At 72.7% G+C, this 18888-nt stretch carries 15 protein-coding genes, 1 tRNA gene and 1 pseudogene (1 of these 17 running past the window's edge); 5 read left to right on the forward strand and 12 right to left on the reverse strand.

What is annotated here, in order from left to right; translation table 11 throughout:
• The 3 genes from H9640_RS03630 to H9640_RS03640 form a co-directional block, all read right to left on the reverse strand.
• Positions 1-20: transfer RNA gene (locus H9640_RS03630), tRNA-Met, on the reverse strand (it extends 154 nt beyond the left edge of the window).
• Positions 21-81: 61 nt separating this feature from the next.
• Entirely contained in the window at positions 82-1182 is a 1101-nt protein-coding gene (locus H9640_RS03635) for an aldose 1-epimerase (RefSeq protein ID WP_191789354.1), read from the reverse strand.
• Between the two features lie 256 nt (positions 1183-1438).
• Positions 1439-4447, reverse strand: coding sequence for a UPF0182 family membrane protein (locus H9640_RS03640; RefSeq protein ID WP_191789355.1), 3009 nt, complete (start codon positions 4445-4447; stop codon positions 1439-1441).
• A gap of 227 nt (positions 4448-4674) precedes the next feature.
• Here H9640_RS03640 and H9640_RS03645 point away from each other — a divergent pair, with 227 nt between their 5' ends.
• Positions 4675-5430 carry a PPA1309 family protein gene (locus H9640_RS03645; RefSeq protein ID WP_191789356.1) on the forward strand — a complete coding sequence of 252 codons (756 nt, stop codon included), beginning with the start codon at positions 4675-4677 and terminating at the stop codon, positions 5428-5430.
• On the opposite strand, the gene H9640_RS03650 is transcribed toward H9640_RS03645, so the two are convergent.
• Both H9640_RS03650 and H9640_RS03655 read right to left on the reverse strand, forming a co-directional pair.
• Entirely contained in the window at positions 5345-6478 is a 1134-nt protein-coding gene (locus tag H9640_RS03650; RefSeq protein WP_307824013.1) for a YlbL family protein, read from the reverse strand. The two genes, H9640_RS03645 and H9640_RS03650, sit on opposite strands and share 86 nt — an antisense overlap.
• A 151-nt stretch (positions 6479-6629) precedes the next feature.
• Positions 6630-7751: a Rossmann-fold NAD(P)-binding domain-containing protein gene (locus H9640_RS03655; RefSeq protein WP_191789357.1), complete on the reverse strand. Its 1122-nt coding sequence runs from the start codon at positions 7749-7751 to the stop codon at positions 6630-6632.
• 70 nt (positions 7752-7821) lie between these two features.
• Here H9640_RS03655 and H9640_RS03660 point away from each other — a divergent pair, with 70 nt between their 5' ends.
• A complete protein-coding gene (locus H9640_RS03660; protein ID WP_191789358.1) occupies positions 7822-9327 on the forward strand; it encodes a zinc-dependent metalloprotease in 1506 nt (501 codons plus the stop codon).
• A 177-nt stretch (positions 9328-9504) separates the two neighbouring features.
• On the opposite strand, the pseudogene H9640_RS03665 reads toward H9640_RS03660, so the two are convergent.
• A pseudogene (locus H9640_RS03665) lies at positions 9505-10098 on the reverse strand (YgjP-like metallopeptidase domain-containing protein); the annotation flags it as partial.
• A 160-nt stretch (positions 10099-10258) separates the two neighbouring features.
• Between H9640_RS03665 and H9640_RS03670 the strand changes: the two are divergent.
• Positions 10259-11350 (forward strand): ThiF family adenylyltransferase, encoded by a 1092-nt coding sequence (locus H9640_RS03670; RefSeq protein ID WP_191789360.1) that lies wholly within the window; start codon positions 10259-10261, stop codon positions 11348-11350.
• Here the strand turns inward: H9640_RS03670 and H9640_RS03675 are convergent.
• From H9640_RS03675 to H9640_RS03680, 3 genes are all read right to left on the reverse strand, one after another.
• Positions 11336-11770 (reverse strand): WhiB family transcriptional regulator, encoded by a 435-nt coding sequence (locus H9640_RS03675; RefSeq protein WP_191789361.1) that lies wholly within the window; start codon positions 11768-11770, stop codon positions 11336-11338. The two genes, H9640_RS03670 and H9640_RS03675, sit on opposite strands and share 15 nt — an antisense overlap.
• Before the next feature lie 174 nt (positions 11771-11944).
• Positions 11945-12070 carry a hypothetical protein gene (locus tag H9640_RS19405; RefSeq protein WP_263598717.1) on the reverse strand — a complete coding sequence of 42 codons (126 nt, stop codon included), beginning with the start codon at positions 12068-12070 and terminating at the stop codon, positions 11945-11947.
• A gap of 165 nt (positions 12071-12235) precedes the next feature.
• Entirely contained in the window at positions 12236-14257 is a 2022-nt protein-coding gene (locus H9640_RS03680; RefSeq protein ID WP_191789362.1) for an ATP-dependent DNA helicase UvrD2, read from the reverse strand.
• A 199-nt stretch (positions 14258-14456) separates the two neighbouring features.
• On the opposite strand from H9640_RS03680, the gene H9640_RS03685 reads away from it, so the two are divergent.
• On the forward strand, positions 14457-14723 hold the full coding sequence (locus H9640_RS03685; RefSeq protein ID WP_191789363.1) for a mycoredoxin: 267 nt from the start codon (positions 14457-14459) through the stop codon (positions 14721-14723).
• A 144-nt stretch (positions 14724-14867) separates the two neighbouring features.
• On the opposite strand, the gene H9640_RS03690 is transcribed toward H9640_RS03685, so the two are convergent.
• Entirely contained in the window at positions 14868-15911 is a 1044-nt protein-coding gene (locus tag H9640_RS03690; RefSeq protein ID WP_191789364.1) for a DUF2776 family protein, read from the reverse strand.
• A gap of 93 nt (positions 15912-16004) precedes the next feature.
• Positions 16005-17039 (reverse strand): NAD(+) diphosphatase, encoded by a 1035-nt coding sequence (gene nudC / locus H9640_RS03695; protein WP_318243627.1) that lies wholly within the window; start codon positions 17037-17039, stop codon positions 16005-16007.
• A 109-nt stretch (positions 17040-17148) separates the two neighbouring features.
• Here nudC and H9640_RS03700 point away from each other — a divergent pair, with 109 nt between their 5' ends.
• Positions 17149-18072: a phosphotransferase gene (locus H9640_RS03700; RefSeq protein ID WP_191789365.1), complete on the forward strand. Its 924-nt coding sequence runs from the start codon at positions 17149-17151 to the stop codon at positions 18070-18072.
• 25 nt (positions 18073-18097) lie between these two features.
• Here H9640_RS03700 and H9640_RS03705 read toward each other — a convergent pair.
• A partial coding sequence (locus tag H9640_RS03705; RefSeq protein ID WP_191789480.1) for a PD-(D/E)XK nuclease family protein occupies positions 18098-18888 on the reverse strand: 791 nt, incomplete at its 5' end.

An 18888-nucleotide genomic window follows, 5' to 3' on the forward strand; every position in this document is an offset into this window, starting at 1 on the left:
CCGAGCTGCTCCACCCCGCGTCGGTAGACACCACCTTACGGGACGGGAGCCGGGGCGCCAAATCGGGCACCGCGGCACCGATCAGGAGCGGCGCGGGGCGACGATCCCGACCCCGAAGCGGAACACGCGCTCCTCCCCCGGCGCGAGCCGGACGTCCTGCTCGCAGTCCTCGCGGTTGAACGCGTTCGTCAGGCTCTCGACGGGTTCGAGCGCGATCGACGCCCGCGCCCGCTCGTCCAGCCCGTCGCCGGTGTACACGTGCATGTTGCCGCGCTCCTGCCACAGCTCGAGGCCTGCGCCGGTCGACGGGTCGAGGACGCGCGTCCTCGCACGCCCGTCCGCGTCGGTCACGAGATCGGTGAACGCGGTGTCGAGACAGGTCCCGGCAAGAGCCACCGGCCCGACGGCGTCACGCACCACCCGGGCCGCCTCGCCGTGGAGCGGAAGAAGCGTCGCGTCGGTCGCGACCGTCGCACGGGCGGGCACGTCCAGCTCCAGGCCGTCGATCGTGTCGTGGCCGGGGATGCGGAAGTACGGGTGCCAGCCGGCCGTGACGGGCGCCGCGTCCCGCCCGAGGTTGCGGTAGGTCCACGTCACGTCGAGCGTGCGCTCGGTCAGCTCGAAGCGGATCCGGGTCTCGAGGTCGAACGGGTACCCGGCGAGGTCGGCGCCCCGGATCTCGGTCGCGAGGGTCAGGGCCACGGGCCCCGCCTCGGTGGCGTCGCCTGGGCCGCTCGTGCCGTCGAGGGCGCCTGCGCCGTCGACGCCGTCGGTGCTACGCAGGGCCCCCTCGCCCTCTGGCACGACCTCCCAGTCGAGCACGCGCGCGAACCCGTGCATGGTCTGAGTCTCCCCCGGGGCGACGGGCGGGACGTGGTGCGTCACGCCGTCGAACACGTAGGTGCCGCCCGCGATGCGGTTCGCGAACGGGAACATCAGGCCGGACCGGGTCGCGTCCTGGGCGAGAAGAGCCCGCTCGGTCGCGTACCCGTCGAGGAGGTCGACGACGTCATGCGACTCCGAGGACGGCTGGGCCCACGGAGCCCGCCACGCGAGGACCGTCGCGCCGCGCAGCGCGACGACGAGCTCGGCTCCGGAGGGGTGGACGAGCGCGACCGTCGGCAGTGCGCCGAGCGTTCCCTCGACGATGTAAGCGTTGCTGCAAACGGTTGCACTGGTCATGAGGCCCCATGTTCGTCTGCCGCACGGCAAATGACAAGCGCGCCCGCCGACGGTCACCCTCCTGACCGCCGGGGGGTGACCGGCCCAGCCCTCGAGGGCGACCCCCTCGGTGGGTCAGGGCGTCACCTTCGGCGGGCGGCCACGTCACCCTCGGCGCAGACGACGGACGCCGCCCCCGACCCTCAGGTCAGGAGCGGCGTCCGTCGTCAGCCCGGTCGAGCTGGCGGTCACCCGACGGGCGACCGCCCCTCGTGCGTCACGGCGTCTCGGTGCCCAACGACTCCTCGGCGGCGATCGCCGACTCGAGCGCGGACTGCAGGCGTTCCTGCGACTCGCCGTAGGCGGCGAAGTCCCCCTCCGCGAGGGCGGCCTGACCGTCCTTGATCGCCTGGCTGGCGGCCTGGAGAGCCTGGTCGAGCTGCGCGCGCGCCTCGGGGTTCTCCGTGACGGGCGGCGTGGTGCCCGTCCCGGTGTCCGCGCCGTCCGTGGGCGGCGGGGTCTCGCCGTCGGTCGGGATGACCGGGGCGACCTCCCCACCCGCGTCACCGGCCGAGGCCCCGGACTCGCCGCCGAAGACCTGGTTGAGGGCCTCGTCGAGCGTGTCCGCGAACCCGACCTGGTCACCGAAGCTGACCAGAACCTTGCGCAGCAGCGGGAACTTGGTGCCCTCGGACGCCTGCACGTACACGGGCTGCACGTAGAGCAGACCGCCGCCCACGGGGAGCGTGAGCAGGTTGCCGTGGATCACGGTCGAGTTGCCGCGGCTGAGGATGTTCAGCTCGTTGGACACCGTGGGGTCCGAGTCGAACGTGTTCTGCACCTGCCCCGGTCCGGGGACCGTGGCGTTGCGTGGCAGCTCCAGGAGCCTGAGCTTTCCGTACGACTCGGCCTTCACCCCGGCCGTGCTCCCCGCCTCCGCATCGACCGCGAGGAACCCGGTGAGGATCTCTCGGTCGGAGTTACCGCCCGGGATGAACGTCGTCATGAGGGAGAACGCGGGGCTCTCCTGACCGGGCATCTGCAGCGTCAGGTAGTACGGCGGCTGGTAGGGCTTGGTGCCGGTGCCGCGCACGGTGGGGTCGCGCGGGACGTTCCAGAAGTCCTGGCCGGAGAAGAACTCGCGGGCGTCGTCGACGTGGTAGCTCGTGAGCAGCGCACGCTGGACCTTGAACATGTCCTCGGGGTAGCGCAGGTGGCTCATGAGGTCGCCGCTGATCTCGGAGATCGGCTTGAGCGACGTCGGGAACACGTTGTCCCACGCCTGGAGGATGGGGTCCTCGGTGTCCCACGCGTAAAGGTCGACCGAACCGTCGTAGGCGTCGACCGTGGCCTTGACCGAGTTGCGGATGTAGTTGACCTGCTGGGGCGCGAGCGCCGCGACCGACTGCGAGTTGACCGTCAGGGTGTCCTGCGTCGCCTCGTCGAGCGGGCGTGATGCCGAGTACGGGTAGGAGTTCGTCGTGGTGTACCCGTCGACGATCCACTTGACCCGGCCGTCCACGACGGCCGGGTAGACCTTGCCGTCGAGCGTCAGGTACGGCGCGACCTTGGCGACACGGTCGCGGGGCGACCGGTCGTACAGGATCTGCGAGTCGGCCGTCACGCGGTCGGAGAACAGGATCTGCTCGGAGCCGAACTTCAGGGCGTAGAGCAGCTTGTTGCCGAACGAGCCGACGCTGGGGCCCGCGACGGCGCCGTCCTCGGCACCGAACGTGTTGTTGACCTGGCCGCCTGCGTCGTCGTCCGGGTAGTCGAACTCCCAGGGCTTGGTGCCCTCGGGGGCGCCGACGATCGAGTACTGGGTGGAGTCCGGGCTGAAGTAGATGCGCGGCTCGTACTCGGGCAGCGAGCCCACCGACGGGATGTCGCCCTCGTAGAACGCGGGCTGGCCGCCCGGGCCGATCTGGTTGCCGTACGCGGCCACGACGCCGTACCCGTGCGTGTACACCGTGTGGTCGTTGACCCAGTTGCGCTGGCTCGCACCGAGGCCCTCGAGGTTGAGCTCGCGGACCGCGATCACGGTGTCGCGGCTCTGGCCGTCGATCATGTACCGGTCGACCGAGAGGGTCTCCTGGAAGTTGTAGTACTGCTTGTTCTGCTGGAGCTGACGGAACGTCGGGCTGACGATCTGCGGGTCGAGCAGGCGGATGGACGCCGTGGTGTCGGCGTCGGCGCGCAGCGCGCCGGCCTCGGCCTGGGTCTTCGCGTCGTAGTTGGACGCCTCGACCCCGTCGAGCCCGAACGCGGTCTTGGTCGCGTCGATGTTCCGCTGGATGTACTCGGCCTCGAACTCCTGCGCGTTCGGGTTGACCTGGAAGCGCTGGACGACCGCCGGGTAGATCCCGCCGATCGCGATCGCGGACACGACCATGAGCCCCACACCGATCGCGGGCAGGCGCCAGTTGCCGCGGACCGCGGTCGCCACGAACAGCAGCGCGACGAGGATCGCGACACCCGTCAGGATCGCCTTGGACGGGATGACGGCGTTGACGTCGGCGTACGAGGCGCCGTCGAACTTGTCACCTGTCGTGGTCAGCAACGAGTAGCGGTCGAGCCAGTAGTTCGCACCGATGAGCAGCATGAGGACCGCGGCCGTGACCGAGAGCTGCACACGCGCGGCCTTGGTCGTGCGCGGGCCGCTGCCCGCGCCGCCACCGATGCGGACCCCGCCGTACAGGTAGTGGGTCGCCAGGGCGCCGATGCCGGCGATGATGACCGCAGCCATGAGGAAGCCCACCGTGAAGCGCAGCACGGGCAGCGTGAAGACGAAGAACGAGATGTCCAGGCCCCACTGCGGGTCCTTGGTGCCGAACGGCACCGAGTTGAGCGCCAGCAGCACCGTGCTCCACTGCGAGGACGCCGCCGCACCGGCGAAGAATCCGATGAGCGCCGGGCCCGCGATCGTCACGACCTTGCGCAGCGGCTCGATCGCCTCGCGGTACTGGTCGAGCGTGGCCTGCTCGGGCGTCGAGGGCGCGTAGATGGGGCGTGACCTGTACGCGAGCGACAGCGACAGGAAGACGAGTCCGCCCATCACGAGGAAGCCGCCGACGAACAGCGCCGCACGGGTCCCCCACTCGGTCCACAGGACGCCTTCGAAGCCCAGCTGGGTGAACCAGAGGACCTCGGTCCAGAACTGCGCGAGCAGGAACAGCAGGAGGACGAGGGCAGCCACGACGGCAACGGCTATGCCGAGCGGGCTACGACGTCTGCGGGAGCCGGCCTCGGACCCCGAAGGGCGTCGTGGCGCTGCGGCGAATGACACGGTGGGCTTACCTCTTTGCGTTCGGTCGAGCGTCAGGTCGTCAGGCGTCGGTACCTGTCCGCGCCGGGCCCACGACCACCGGATTCACAGGCGGTCCACGGTCTCGACAGGGTCAGGCCACAGGCCGTCCATCTCGTCAACGGCCCACAGCGGTTCCAGGTTCCCACACGTACCTGGCCGCGACCCGTCGACTGCGCCGACGCCGTCGGGCCTGCGATGCTGGGGACATGGCAGACACGACCTCCCCCGCGCCCGACCAGCCCGCCCCGTCCACGTCCCAGGCCGCCTCGGGCGTCCCCGACGACGCCCCCGCCCCCATCGTCCCCCTCGCGCAGCTCGCGCTCGCCGACGCCGTGCGCGACGTCGAGGCGCACGTCGCCGCCGACGGCTGGGACGCTCCCCCGCGCGTGTTCGCGCTCGTCCGCACGGCCGACGCGATGGCCGCCGACCCGGGCCTGGCCGACCGCCTCCCGCCCGAGGTCGTGACCGCGGCGCGCGGCATCCCGGACCACCTGGTCTCGGTCGAGCAGGAGGGCCTGCCCGACGTCGAGACGCTCGAGGACCTGCTCGCTGGCATCTCGTGGCCCGACACGGTCGACGGTGCCGCGATCGTCGCCGAGCGCGTCATCCTGCCCCCGTCTGCCGAGGAGGGCCTGCCCACCGACCCGGCCGCGGCCCTCGCCTACCTGTCGTCGCACCCCGACCGCCAGGACGTGCGCCTCGCGGTCGGCGTCCTGCGTGACGGGACCCCGTGGTGCGCGGTCCGCACACGCGCCAACGACGACGGCGACGTCCGGCCCCTCGGGTCGTCCAGCGGACGCGCGGTGGGCGTCCGGCGGTCGCGCCGCGGTCTGGCTCAGCGCCCTGACGGACCCCGCCGGACCGGCGACCGCCGCGTCACGAGCACGTCGGCAGGCCCTCGCCCTCGCCCGCGCCGATCGCGACCATCGCGTCGCGTGCCTCCTCGAGCGTCGAGACCTTGACCACGTTCAGCCCCTCGGGCACGTTGCCCACGACCTCGTCGCAGTTCGACTCGGGGGCGAGGAACCACGTGGCACCGTCGCGCTGGGCACCGTAGAGCTTCTGCTGGATGCCACCGATGGGCCCCACGTTCCCCTCGACGCTCATGGTGCCGGTCCCCGCGATCACGGTGCCGTTCGCCTCGTCCTCGGGCGTGAGCCGGTCGATGATCCCGAGCGCGAACATGGTCCCCGCGCTGGGGCCCCCGATGTCCTCGATCTGGATCGAGACGTCGACCGGGAGGTCGAAGGCCGGGTCGATGAAGACCCCGAGGATCGCCTTGCCGCCGGCCTCCTGCGTGGTGATCGTCAGGTCCTTGCTCTCGCCGCCACGCTCGACCCCGAGCACGACGTCGTCGCCCGGCGTCACGGTCGCGAGCTCGTCGATGAGGTCCTGGTACGTCACGACGTCCTTGCCGTTCACGGTCGTGATGACGTCCCCGGTCTCGACGACCCCCTCCGCGCCGGTATCCTTCGCGGCGCCCTGGATCGTGAGGGTCGCGGGCACCTCGTAGCCCAGCTCGGTCAGCGCCGCGACGGTCGCCGTCTCCTGCGAGGAGAGCATCTCCTGCTGGCTCTCCTGCTCGCTCTGCTCCTGCGTCACGTCGCGCGGGAACGTCTCCTCGACGGGGCGCACCGATCGCGACGTCGAGGCCCAGCCCTCGACGACCTGGACGAGGTTCGCCGGGTAGCCCGGCCCGCCCGCGACCGACACCGTGGTGAGCAGCAGCTCGCCGGTCGAGTCGTACGTCTCGGCGCCCTCGATCTGGATGAGGTCCTGGTCGTTCTGTGCACCGAGGGTGTCCTGCGTGGGTCCCGGCGAACGCACGACGTATGGCGCGGGCATGACGGCCAGGCCCGCGACCAGGAGGGTCGTGGCCAGCACGGAGATGCCGAGCGTGAGCGAACGGCGCGTCACGGGCGGGGGCGTGTAGTCCTCGTCGGGTGCGGGGCCGAACGGGTCGGCAGCGCCTGCGGGCTCGTGCGGTTCGCGGGAGAACGGTTCTGTCACGTCGCTATCATCCCCGAGAATCCTGGACGTTCGCTGGCGGTCCGCCGAAAGGAACCTTGCGCCTGTCCGACGGCGTCGCCCGTCCCGGACGGTCGGGGGACGCCCGCGCGGTGCGCACGTGCGCGGGAAAGACCTCACGACGCGCGACGACTCACCGCCGTCGGGCCTGACGCCAGATCGCGGCGGTGCCCAGGAGCGCGACCGCAGCCCCAGCCGCCCCGAGCGCGGCCGCGTCCCGACCGCCGACCCGGCGCCCGACGAGCGCGATCCGCCCGCGGACCTCCTCCATGAGGACGTCGACGCCCTCGGCGCTCGACCAGGTGGGCTCCCAGCCGGCCTCGTGCAGGCCGCGGGCCGCGACGGTCCACGGGTGCACCACGTAGGCCAGGTCGCTCGCCGGAGAGGGCAGCACGCCCACCCGGTGCAGGCGTTCCGCCGCGCCGAACGCGGTCGCGGCGGGCAAGGTCACGTTCGCGAGCCCCGTGCGCTCGACGAGCTCGGCGGGGGTCACGACGTCGGGCGCGCCGTCCGTGAGCGCCCCGGCCGTGAACGTCCCGGTCAGGCCACGTGCCACGACCACCCGGACGGCCGCGACCAGGTCGTCGGTGTGCAGGAGCTGCCACGGACGGTCGCTGCCCTTGACGGTCAGGAGCCGAGGGGCCTCGAAGTGGCGGGTCAGGATCGTGTCGACACCGGGGCCGACGACCATCGCGGGCCGCAGGACCGCGAGACGCACGTCCGAGGTCCCGGCGGCGCGGGGCTCGCCGGCGGCGTCGACGAGCGCCTCGACCAGGGCGTCCTCGAACGCCACGAGGTCCGCGACGAAGCCCGCCGCGTCGGCCGAGACCGGGTCGTCGTCCTCGATCACGGGGCGGTCGGCGCCCGCGCCGTGCACGGTCGCCGACGTGACCGCGACCACCTGCTCGACCCCGTGCCGCGCTGCGGCCCGCGCGGCACGCTGCGCCTGCTCGACAAGGTGCGTCCGTCGTGTCTCTCCCCTGACGACCTTGATGCCGAACTCCCCGGCGGGCGCCACGACCACGAGCGTCCGCGCCCCCTCGACCCACGGGGCGGACAGGTCGTTGGCCTCGACCGGCGCGATCTCGGGCCCGCGACCGCCGAGCGCGGCACGCAGGAGCGCGGCGACCCGCCCCTCGCCCACGACGACGGTCGCGTCGTCGGCCCGCTCTCGGGGTGCGTCGTGCTCGTCGTCCTCGCCCGGCGCGGGAGCGGGGTCCGCGCTGCGCCGTGAGCGAACCGGGCCCTCCGACATGCCTCGACCCCCCTCGTCCGTCCGCGAATGTGGTTACGGTGATTCCTGACGCTATCCCGAGGAGACCCCGATGAGCAGCCAACCGCCCGACGAGTTCACCTCCGGCGCGGGCGACCAGCCCGACGCGCAGTGGGAAGAGCTCCTGCGTTCCATGTTCGGCGCGGACGCCGACGAGGCCCTGCGCGAGCTGCGCGCCCGCGGCCTCGACCCGGCCGCCCTGGCTGCCGGCAGCGGCCTCAGCAACGATCCTGCCACCATGAAGCACGTCCTGGCCCAGGTGCAGCGCCTCCTCGCGAGCTCGGGCAACGGCCCGGTCAACACGGACGTCGCGCACGACATCGCCCGCCAGGTCGCGGTCGCCGAGGGCGACCCCTCGCTCACGCCCGCGCAGGTCCGCTCGGCGACCGAGGCCCTGTCGGTGGCCGAGCTGTGGCTCGACGCCGTCACGGACCTGCCGCCCGCCGGTGGCAAGCGCTACGCGTGGAGCCGCTCGGAGTGGGTCGAGAAGACTCTCCCCGCCTGGAACGCGCTCGCGGCGCCCGTGGCCTCCTCGGTCGCGGACGCGCTCTCGACCGTGCTGCGTGACCAGCTCCCGGGCGGGATCGACGGCCCCGACGCCGGCCTCGGCATCCCCGGGCTCCCCGCCGGAGCGCTCGGGATGGACTTCGACCCCGCGCAGATGATGCGCAGGCTGGGCTCCGCGGTGTTCGGCATGCAGATCGGCCAGGCCACGGGGACCATGTCCCGCGAGGTCTTCGGCGTCACGGACATCGGCCTGCCGCTCCTCGACGAGCCCGCGACGGCCCTCCTGCCCACCAACGTCGCCGCGTTCGCCGAGGGCCTCGACGCCCCGGTCGAGGAGGTCCGCCTCTTCCTCGCCCTGCGCGAAGCCGCGCACGCCCGCCTCTTCACGCACGTGAGCTGGCTCCGCGCGCACCTGCTCGGCCTCGTCGAGGCGTACGCGCGCGGGATCACGATCGACCTGGACGCGCTCGAGTCCCAGCTGTCCGACATCGACGTCACGGACACGGGCGCGCTCCAGCGCGCCCTGTCCGGCGGTGTGTTCGGTCTGCAGAACACCGACGAGCAGAAGGCCACCCTGCTGCGCCTCGAGACCGCGCTCGCCCTGGTCGAGGGCTGGGTCGACGAGGTCAGCGCACAGGCCGCGCTCCCCCACCTCCCGCACGCCGTCCCCCTGCGCGAGATGCTCCGCCGTCGGCGTGCGGCGGGCGGACCGGCCGAGCAGATCTTCTCGACCCTGGTGGGCCTGGAGCTGCGGCCGCGCCGGTCCCGTGACGCCGCGACCCTGTGGGCTCTCATCGCCGCCCAGGGCGGAGCCGACGCACGGGACGGGGTGTGGGACCACCCCGACCTGCTGCCCAGCCCGCTCGACCTCGACGACCCGGCCGGCTACCAGACGCGGCGTACCGAGGTCCAGGAGGAGCAGAGCGATCTCGACAAGGCGCTGGCCGACATCTTCAGCGAGGCCGAGGACTCCCGGGGCTCCGGCCCGTCGGAGCCCGCCGGCCCGACGGACGACACCGAGACCGAGCCGGACGGCTCTCCCCGCGACTGACGGTCCGCCCCGCGGCTAGCGGGCGGGCTCCCTCTCGGGGCCCTGCACCTCACCCCTGGCCGGCACCGCGTGCCGGTCGGGCGTGGGGTCCGCGACGGCGTCGCCGGCATCTCCCTCCGGCGACGCCTGGGGCGCCGGATGAGCCTCGATCTCGACGTGGGGCGGCGGCTCCTGGGTGTCGTCGGGCGCTTCAGGTCCTTCGGGCCGCCCGCCGTCGCGGCTGTAGGACACCCCTTCGAGGAATCCCTTGGCCCGCTCCGTCCGGGGGTACGACTCGAGCAGCGCCCAGAACCCCGGCCCGTGCCCTGCGTGCAACAGGTGGGCGAGCTCGTGCAGCAGCACGTAGTCCAGCACCCACCCGGGCATACCCTGGACTCGCGTCGAGATCCGGATGCTGCCGTCGATCAGGGTGCAGGACCCCCAGCGACGCCCCTGGTTGCTCGACCAGCGCACGCTCGTGGGGTGCGCCCGGCCGTCGAGGTACTTGGCGGACAGCTCGGTCGCACGGGCTACGAGCTCCTCGTCGGAGGGCCTGCGTCGGCGTTCCTTGTCGGCGAGCCGGTCCAGCATGCGCTGGACCCACTCCCGTTCCTGGGCACGCGTGAAGCGTGCGGGGATCGACACGATCGTGCGGTCCCCGTCGCGGTAGGCGCTGACCGTGCTCTTGCGTCGACGGCTCCGGCGTACCTCGACGTACGTCTCGGCGCTCTTCGCGGCGCCCGGCTCGGCTTCGTAGGCCACGGCACAGACCGTAGTGGGTCCGCGTGACATATGCCATAGACCACGCCGAGGGTTCCCCTCCATGTATGCGCAGAATCGTCGAGAACAGGTCAAGTCTTGGCGAGGAGGACCGACCGCCCTGTGGAGAACCGTGACGAGCGTCCCCGCCACCCCAGACTGGTGCGACCGGCACACCAGTCGAGGAGGGCACATGGACGACGCCACCTTTCCCGTCCGGCTGCGCCCCGGGACCGTCGTGCTCCGGCGCGAGCCCGGGACGCTCCAGTACGGCACGGACGAACGATGGAGCGTGCTCCTGAGCGGGCTCGGCGACCAGGAGGCAGCCTGGCTCCTCGACCATCACCGGTCGGGGCGCCCCCTCCTGCACGCGCCACCCGCCCGGTACGGCGTGGACCCCGAGCGGCAACGCGTGATCGTGCGTCACCTGCACGAGGCGTTCCTCGTCGTCGGGGCGCCCGACGCGGCCTCCCGCGAGGTCGTGGCCCCCGCGCACGGTGGGGCGGACGCCCCGACCCTCGCGCTGTTGCGACCGGACGGCAGCGGGCGGGCAACGCTCGCTCGCCGGGCACAGGCGAGCGTCGGCGTCGAGGGCCTGGGCCGGCTGGGCCTCGGGGTCGCGGTCGTGCTCGCCACCGCAGGGGTGGGCACGCTCCTGCTCGACGACGCCGCGCCGGTCCAGGCGACCGACGTCGGGCTCGGCGGCTATCGGACCCGGGACGTCGGCCGACCGCGCGGAGAAGCCGCCGCGCGGATCCTGACCGACCTCGCCCCCGAGGTGCGCAGCCACCTCGTCGAGGCGTCACGCTGGGTCGCGCCGCACGCAGGCCGACCGGACGTCGCGGTGGTCGTCGAGCACCGCGTGCTGCGCCCTGAACGGTACGGACGGCTCACGGGCGACGGGACTCCGCACCTGCCGGTCGTGGTGCGGGAGGCGGACGTGGTGGTCGGACCGTTCGTCCGACCGGGAAGGACGCCGTGCGTCCGGTGCGTCGAGGGGCATCGCGCCGACCTCGACCCGCAGTGGCCGCAGCTCGTCGACCAGCTACGGGATCCTCAGCGGGAGGTCCTCGACGTCGAGGAGACCACGCTGGCAGCCGTCGGCGCGGCGATCGCCGCGAGCCAGGTGCTCGCGCACCTCGACGGGCTGACGCCCCGCGCAGCCTCGGCCTGCATCGAGATCGCTGTTCCCGATGCCGTGCCGAGGCTGCGCGAGGTGGTGAACCACCCGCGGTGCGGGTGCTCGGACCTGACGGTCGCGGCAGCCATGTCAGGCCGCCGATGACGCGGAGACGGAGTCCTCCGACTCACGGGCGGCGGCGTGAGCCGCCTCCTCCGCCTGGCGGGCGAGGACCTCGGCCTTGCTCGGCCGGCCACGCCCACGCTTGCGGGCGACGACGGCTCCGTCGACGAAGACCTCGCCGCCCCAGACGCCCCACGGCTCCTGGCGGTCGATCGCGCCTGCCAGGCAACCGGCGACGAGCGGGCAGGCCTGGCACAGGGCCTTGGCCTGCTCGACCTGCGTCGACTGCTCGGCGAACCAGAGCTCGGGGTCGTTCGTGCGGCAGGGCAGCAGACCGGCGAGGAGCCGGTCGAACTCGGCCGCGTCCGCGGAACCGAGAGGGGTGGTGAGGGGTTGGTGGGGAGTCCAAGGGCCGGATCCGCCCTGGGCAGTGATGTTGTCGAGCAGCGCGGTGAGCCGCACGATGTCCTCCAGTGATGTCCTGATCTGCGTGTGAACTTCTTTGTCACAGGACCCGCAGGTGGTCGTGCCGTCCGGGGATGGTGGACGGCTGACCGGGAAGACGATCGCATTCGGAGAAACACGAAGGCCGCGGGTCCAGGTGGACTCCGCGGCCTGAGAAGGGTGCGTCGGTGACTAGACCGGCGACGTCCTCAGTGCGGAGTCGGGAACGGGGCGGATGACGAGGGATCCGCCGCGCCGTGCGCGGTTGATCGGATCGGCCGACACATGTGTCGGGTTCGCCGTCAGGATCTGCTTCACCAAGCCCACCTCCCATCTCCGTCGAACGCCCGCCTCTCGGCGCGCGTCTCTCCTACAAGGACTCCTGAACCATATGCCGCCCTCGGAAGGACGCACAACTTAATTAACGAACTTCTTTCGACGAGTTTTCGCGAGCCCTGAGGAACCCCGCGATCACGGCGAGGATCAGCCTGCCGAACGCGCCACGATGTCCAGCAGCGTCGCGCCGTACTTCTCGATCTTGGCCGGGCCGATCCCGTTGATCCTCGCGAGGTCCGGCACCGAGGCAGGCCTGGTCTCGGCGATCGCCGCGAGCGTGCCGTCGACGAGGATCGTGAACGCCGGCTTGTCCGTCTCCTGCGCGACGGACATCCGCCACTCGCGCAGCTGCTCGAACAACGCCTGGTCGTACTCGCCCGTGAGACGGACCTTGTTCTGGTTCGCGCGGCTGCGACGCGGAGCACGCGCATGCTCCTCGTCGGGCCAGAGCCCGTCGAGGAAGCGCGTCCGACGTCGCGACGCACGCCCGCCCGGGTTGCGCGACCGCCCGAACGACACCTGCAGGTGCTCCCGTGCACGGGTGATGCCCACGTACAGCAGGCGGCGCTCCTCGGCGACCGCCTCGTCCGTCTCCGCGAGCGAGATGGGCATGAGGCCCTCGCTCATGCCCGCGAGGAAGACCGCGTCCCACTCCAGCCCCTTGGCGGCGTGCAGCGACGCGAGCGTGACCCCCTCGACCGTGGGCGCATGCTGGGCCGAGGCGCGCTCGTCGAGCTCCGCGACGAACGAGACCACCGTGGGAGGCGCGTCCTGCGGCGCGACGCGTGCGACGTCGTCGGCCAGGGCGACCAGGGCCTGCATGGACTCCCACCGCTCGCGCGCGGCACCACGCGCCGACGGCGGCTCGTTCGCCCAGCCCGCCGTGACCAGGACGTCCCGGACCGTCTCCGGCATGGGGACCTGCGGGTCCGCGGACCGGGCCGCGCCGCGCAGGAGCACGATCGCGTCGCGGACCTCCTTGCGCTGGAAGAAGCGTTCGCCTCCCCGCACGAGGTAGGCGATTCCCGCGTCCGCGAGCGCCTGCTCGAAACCCTCCGACTGGGCGTTGGTGCGGTAGAGGATCGCGATCTCGCTCGCACGCGTGCCCGCCGCCAGGAGACGGCCGATCTGCGCGGCGATGCCCTTGGCCTCGGCCTCGTCGTCGTCGTACGCGACGTACGCGACCGGTGGGCCGGACGGTCGCTGCGCGACGAGCTCGAGCGCCTGGTGGGCTCCCCCGCGGCGCCCCGCGCGTGCCAGGAGCTGGTTCGCGAGCGTCACGACCTGGGGCGTGGACCGGTAGTCCCGCACGAGCTTGACGACCTGGGCCCCCGGGTACTTCGTCGGGAACGTGAGCAGGTGGTGGGGCGTGGCGCCCGTGAACGAGTAGATGGTCTGCGACGGGTCGCCGACCACGCACAGCTCCTTGCGCCCGCCCAGCCACTGGTCGAGCACGAACTGCTGGAGCGGCGACACGTCCTGGTACTCGTCGACCACGAAGTGGCGGTACTGGCGGCGCACCTCGTCGGCCATGGCCCCCTGCGACGAGAGCATGTCGCCCAGCATGAGCAGGACGTCCTCGAAGTCGATGACCGAGCGCTCCGTCTTGACCTCCTCGTAGGACGCGATGAGCCGCGCGACGGTCTGGTGGTCGTAGCCCGCGGGCGCCGGGCGGTCGATCGCCGCGCACGCCCGGACGTAGTCGTCGGCCGTGACGAGCGAGACCTTGGACCACTCGACCTCCGAGGACAGGTCGCGGACCGCGATCCGGTCCACGCCGAGCCCCAGCCGCCGCGCGGCCTCGCCGACGACAGGAGCCTTGTACTCGAGGATGCGCGGCGGCGCACCGCCCACGACCTTGGGCCAGAAGTAGCTGAGCTGTCGCAGCGCCGCGGCGTGGAACGTGCGGGCCTGGACCCCCGTCGCGCCGAGCTCGCGCAGGCGAGTGCGCATCTCGCCCGCGGCGCGAGCCGTGAACGTCACCGCCAGGACGCTCGTGGGCGTGTACACGCCCGTGCGCACCCCGTACGCGATGCGGTGCGTGATGGCTCGCGTCTTGCCCGTGCCCGCGCCCGCGAGCACGCAGACGGGACCGTGCAGCGCGAGGGCGACATCACGCTGGTCGGGGTCGAGGGCTTCGAGGATCTGGTCCGCTGACTCGTTCGGCATCAGGACGATTCTCTCAGCCGCCGCCGACAGCGGGCACCATCCTCAACAGGTTCGGCTGCCCCGTAGGGGGCGTCGGACGTGAGCGGGAACAACCCGGCCCGTGCGGGCGTTCCTGACGACGACAGCTCCCGGGGCTCGCACCCTGGGCCGGTTGTCGGCCCGTGCACTCGCCTCGGGCCCCGCGAACGAAGGAGCACCGATGGCCACGGCCCCGACCACCCCCGACGCCGGATCGATCGTCATGTACTCGACGACCTGGTGCGGCTACTGCCGTCGCCTGAAGACCCAGCTCGACTCAGCGGGCATCGGGTACACCGAGGTCAACATCGAGGAGCACCCCGAGAGCGCGGCGTACGTCGAGCAGGTCAACGGGGGCAACCAGACCGTCCCCACCGTGGTCTTCCCGGACGGCACCGCGGCGACCAACCCGTCGCTCGCCCAGGTCAAGGAGCGCCTCGCGTTCTGACCTCCCCTCGCCGCCGACGGGCCTTGCGTGCACCGCGCGGCACGTCGGCGCAGAAGGCCCCGGACCGGAGTCCGGGGCCTTCTTCCGTCCTCGGGACCGGGCGCCTCGTGCTGCCCGCTCCAGCGCCCAGGCCTGGCCGCACGGCTACTTCGAGGTCCCCGCCTCGAGGATCGACACGATCGAGAAGAGCGTGAAGCAGACCGCACCGAGTCCCACCAGCACGTGCGCGCCGACGAAGAAGCCCGGCTCGGTCATGGTCGCTTCGAAGAGGAACGCCGCGAAGAACAGGCACGCGAGCGCTGTCGCCACCGGGATGATGGGGATGCGGTTGGCGAGCGCGAAGACCTGGCGCCACACGAGCGCGAGCAGCAGCACCTTGGACAGGATGCTGAAGCAGATGAGGCCCAGGCCGATCAGCACGGTGCCGGGGGCCAGGCGCGCCGGGTCGGCCGAGCTGAAGAGCACCACGAGCCCCAGTGCGACGTTGATGGTTCCCATCGCGACGACCCACCACGCCCAGCGGTAGCGCTCGGCGTCGCCGAACTCGTTGCGGACCTGGCACACGATGCTCGCGACGAGCGCGACGAGTGCGGAGCAGACGAGCGACAGCCCGACCACGACGTTGCCCGCGACCAGGGCAGCGTTGCCGCCGCGCGCGTAGAGCGTCGCCGCGACGACGAGACCGACCACCGCGAACAGGGCGGGGATCGCGATCAGCAGGGTTCCCGTCCCGCGCGGGTAGGCGCCGTCCGGCGCGCCGCCTCCGACGGGAAGAGCCGCGCTCTTCTGGATGAGCACGAACTTGGTCGACGCCGTGGCCACGGTGCTCACGCACCCCGTGATGAACCCGATGCCGAGCACCACGTGCCCGGCCACGACGAACTGCGGCTCGTCGCCCCGGCCGATGATCGTGACGCCCCAGATCATGGTCGCGAGAGCCACCGCGTACCCGAGCACGGGCAGCGCGACGGCCCAGACGCGGCCGTACCGGTGGACGAGCTGGCGGATGATCGTCGCGGCGGTCGTGAACAGCGCGATGCAGATCGCGGTCAGGGCCACGTTGACGTGACCTGCGACGAAGTGGTTCGCGTCGTCACCGCCCGACAGGACGTAGAGCCCGAACGCGAGGCAGACCGCCCCCATCGCGAGCGGGATCGCACGGAAGAGAACGCTGATCGACGGGTTCATGCTCACTCCCCAGGGTGGACGAGCCGGTGCGTCCACCGTAGGCAGGGCACCGGGGATCGGCCCGTCGAGCACTCTGGACGCCCCCGTGATAGGTCACTCCCCCGCGAGCGGGCCGCCGAACCAGTCCTCGATGAGCGCCCGCGCGATCGACGAACGGCTCGGCAGCCTCACCTCCCCGCTCTGCGTGGCCTCGGTGAGCTGTGCGCGGGTGAACCAGCGCGCGTCGGTGACCTCCTCGCCGTCGGGCCGGACGTCCGTCGTGAGCGCCGTGGCCGTGAAGCCCAGCATGAGCGAGGCCGGGAACGGCCACGGCTGGCTCGCGCGGTAGACGACCTCCCCGACCGTGACGCCGACCTCCTCGGCGACCTCGCGCCGCACGGCCTGCTCGAGCCCCTCGCCCGGCTCGACGTAGCCCGCGAGCGTCGAGAAGCGGCCCTCGGGCCAGTGCGCGGCGTGACCCAGCAGGAGCCGGTCCTCACCCGGGCCCGTACCCGGGTCGACGACCGCCATGATGACCGCCGGGTCCGTGCGCGGGTAGTGCTCGACGTCCTGCGCGACGCAGCGCCGCACCCAGCCCGCCGCGACCGGAACGGTCGGCTCGCCGCAGCGCGGGCAGCGCTCGTTGGCCGCGTGCCAGGCGGCGAGCGCGACGGCCTCGGTCGCCAGGCCCGTGTCGCGCGGCCCCAGGCGCGAGGCGAGCTCGCGCAGCCCCGCCCACTCGTGCGCGCGCACCAGGACCGACAGCGGACCCTTGGGATCCACGCCCTCGATGTCGAGGTCGAGGTCGTCCGCGTCGTCGGGCAGGAGGAGAGCCAGGAAGGACGTGCCCGACGGCGCGTCCTCGCCCAGGAAGATCCAGCGCGGCGTGTTGCTGTGGTCGCCCGAGGCCGCGTGCGGCTCGGGGACGGCCGCGACCTCCTGCGGCGTCGCGAGCGCGAGGCCGTCCGGGCCGGTCGCGAGCCGACCGCGGTGCAGCAGCACCACGCGTGTCGACGGGTCGGCGCGGAGCGTCGCGAACAGGCCCTCCTCGGTGCGGCGGTGCGCCGCCCGGTCGAGCATCGAGTGCGCGAGCGGGAGGTGCGCGGCGAACGCGCTGGGAGAGGCGGCGGGCGAGGTCTGGTCGGTCACTCGTCGACCGTAGGTCACGCAGGGCCGACGCTGCACCCGGCAGGTGCGCGTGGTGGACACGTTCCGGTCCGGGTGACGCCGCCCGCCCCGCACCGACTACCGTGGACGCGTGCCACGCTCACCGCTCAACCTCGCCGCGCTCGCGACCGCGGCCGTCCCCGGCCTCGACGTCCGGTCCGTGCGGCCGTCCGAAGCGACGGGCGACGACGACGTCGCGATCGTCACCGACAGCGGCGGACAGGAATGGGTCGTCCGCGCTCCCCGCACCCTCGCGGCCGGCGCGGCCCTCGAGGCCGAGACCGCGCTCCTGGACTCGCTGCGGCACTACGTGACGACGGGCGTCCTGTCCTTCACCGTGCCCGACGTCCTGGGCTACGCGCTGCTCCCCGAGGGCGGGCGCGCCGTCGTGCACCACCGGTACGGCGGGGTCCCCCTCGACCTCGACACGCTGCGCCCCGGACCCGGGCTCGCCGCCGACCTCGGTCGCGTCCTCGCCGCCGTGCACGAGCTCCCGCACTCGGTCGTCGAGAACGCGGGCCTGCCCGTCTACACGGCCGCCGAGTACCGCGACCGGCGCCTCGCCGAGGTCGACGAGGCCGCCAAGACCGGCAGGGTGCCCGCCCGGCTCCTGCGCCGCTGGGAGGCCGCGCTCGAGGACGTGTCGCTGTGGAAGTACCAGCCCGTCGTCGTCCACGGCGACCTGGGCACCGAGCAGGTCCTCGTCGCGCGCGGCCGCGTCGTCGCCATCACCGACTGGGCCGAGGCGCGCGTCGCCGACCCCGCCGACGACCTCGCATGGCTGCTCGTCGCGGCCCCGCCCGAGGCGATCGACTCGATCATGGAGGCCTACCAGCTCCGCCGCACCGAGCTCACCGACCCGCACCTGACCGACCGGGCGCTGCTCGCGGGCGAGCTCGCGCTGGCCCGCTGGCTGCTGCACGGCGTCCGGCACGGGCACCAGGACGTGATCGACGACGCGGTCGACATGCTGATCGACCTCGATGAGGTGACGAGCGGGGAGAGCGAGGGGTAGCGGGCAGTCCCCGGCCCGGCCGTCGTCAGCTGCCCGCCACGAGCACCTCCAGCTCGGCCGCGTCGAGCAGTCGGTCCGGGCGCACGGTCTCGTCCGAGCCCAGGTAGTAGAACGCCGCGTTGACCTTCTCGACCGGCAGCCCGGACCAGCGGGACCAGGCGAGCCGGTAGACCGCGAGCTGGACCTCGCGCGTGCGCCGGGCCTCGGCGTCGCGCGGAGCCTTGCCCGTCTTCCAGTCCACGACCACCATGGCGTCGTGCGCGCCGTCCGCGTGCTCGGAGCTCTCGGGGAAGACCGCGTCGATGCGCGAGCGGAACATGATCCCGCCCACGGGGGTCTCGACGTCGACCTCCACGGCGAGCGGAGTGCGCCCCGCCCACTCCGAGGCGAGGAACGTCTGCTGGAGCGCGTCGAGGTCCAGGTCCGGCGAGATGTCCTCGTCGTCGGCACCGGGGAGGTCGTCGACGTCGAGCAACGACGACGACGTGAAGTACTGCTCGGCCCACAGGTGGAACTGCGTGCCGCGGCGCGCGTGCACCGTGGGCTGCGCAGGCACCGGACGCCGCAGGTGCAGCGCGTACTCGGCCCGGTCCGCGGCCAGACGCACGAGCCCGGACGCCGAGATGTGCGCGGGGAACGAGATCTCGCTGCTCCGGGCGTCACGGCGGTCGCGCTCCTCGAGCAGGATGCGCGCGAGCTCGCGCAGGTCCGTGCCCGACCCGTCCAGCAGCGGCACCTGCCCCTCCGAGACCGCACCCGACCCCACGTCCCCGCCGCGACCGGCTGCGACCGAGAGCGACGCGCGGGCGTCGATCC

Origin of the sequence: Oerskovia gallyi (assembly GCF_014836745.1) — a bacterium.
Classification (GTDB): domain Bacteria; phylum Actinomycetota; class Actinomycetes; order Actinomycetales; family Cellulomonadaceae; genus Oerskovia; species Oerskovia paurometabola.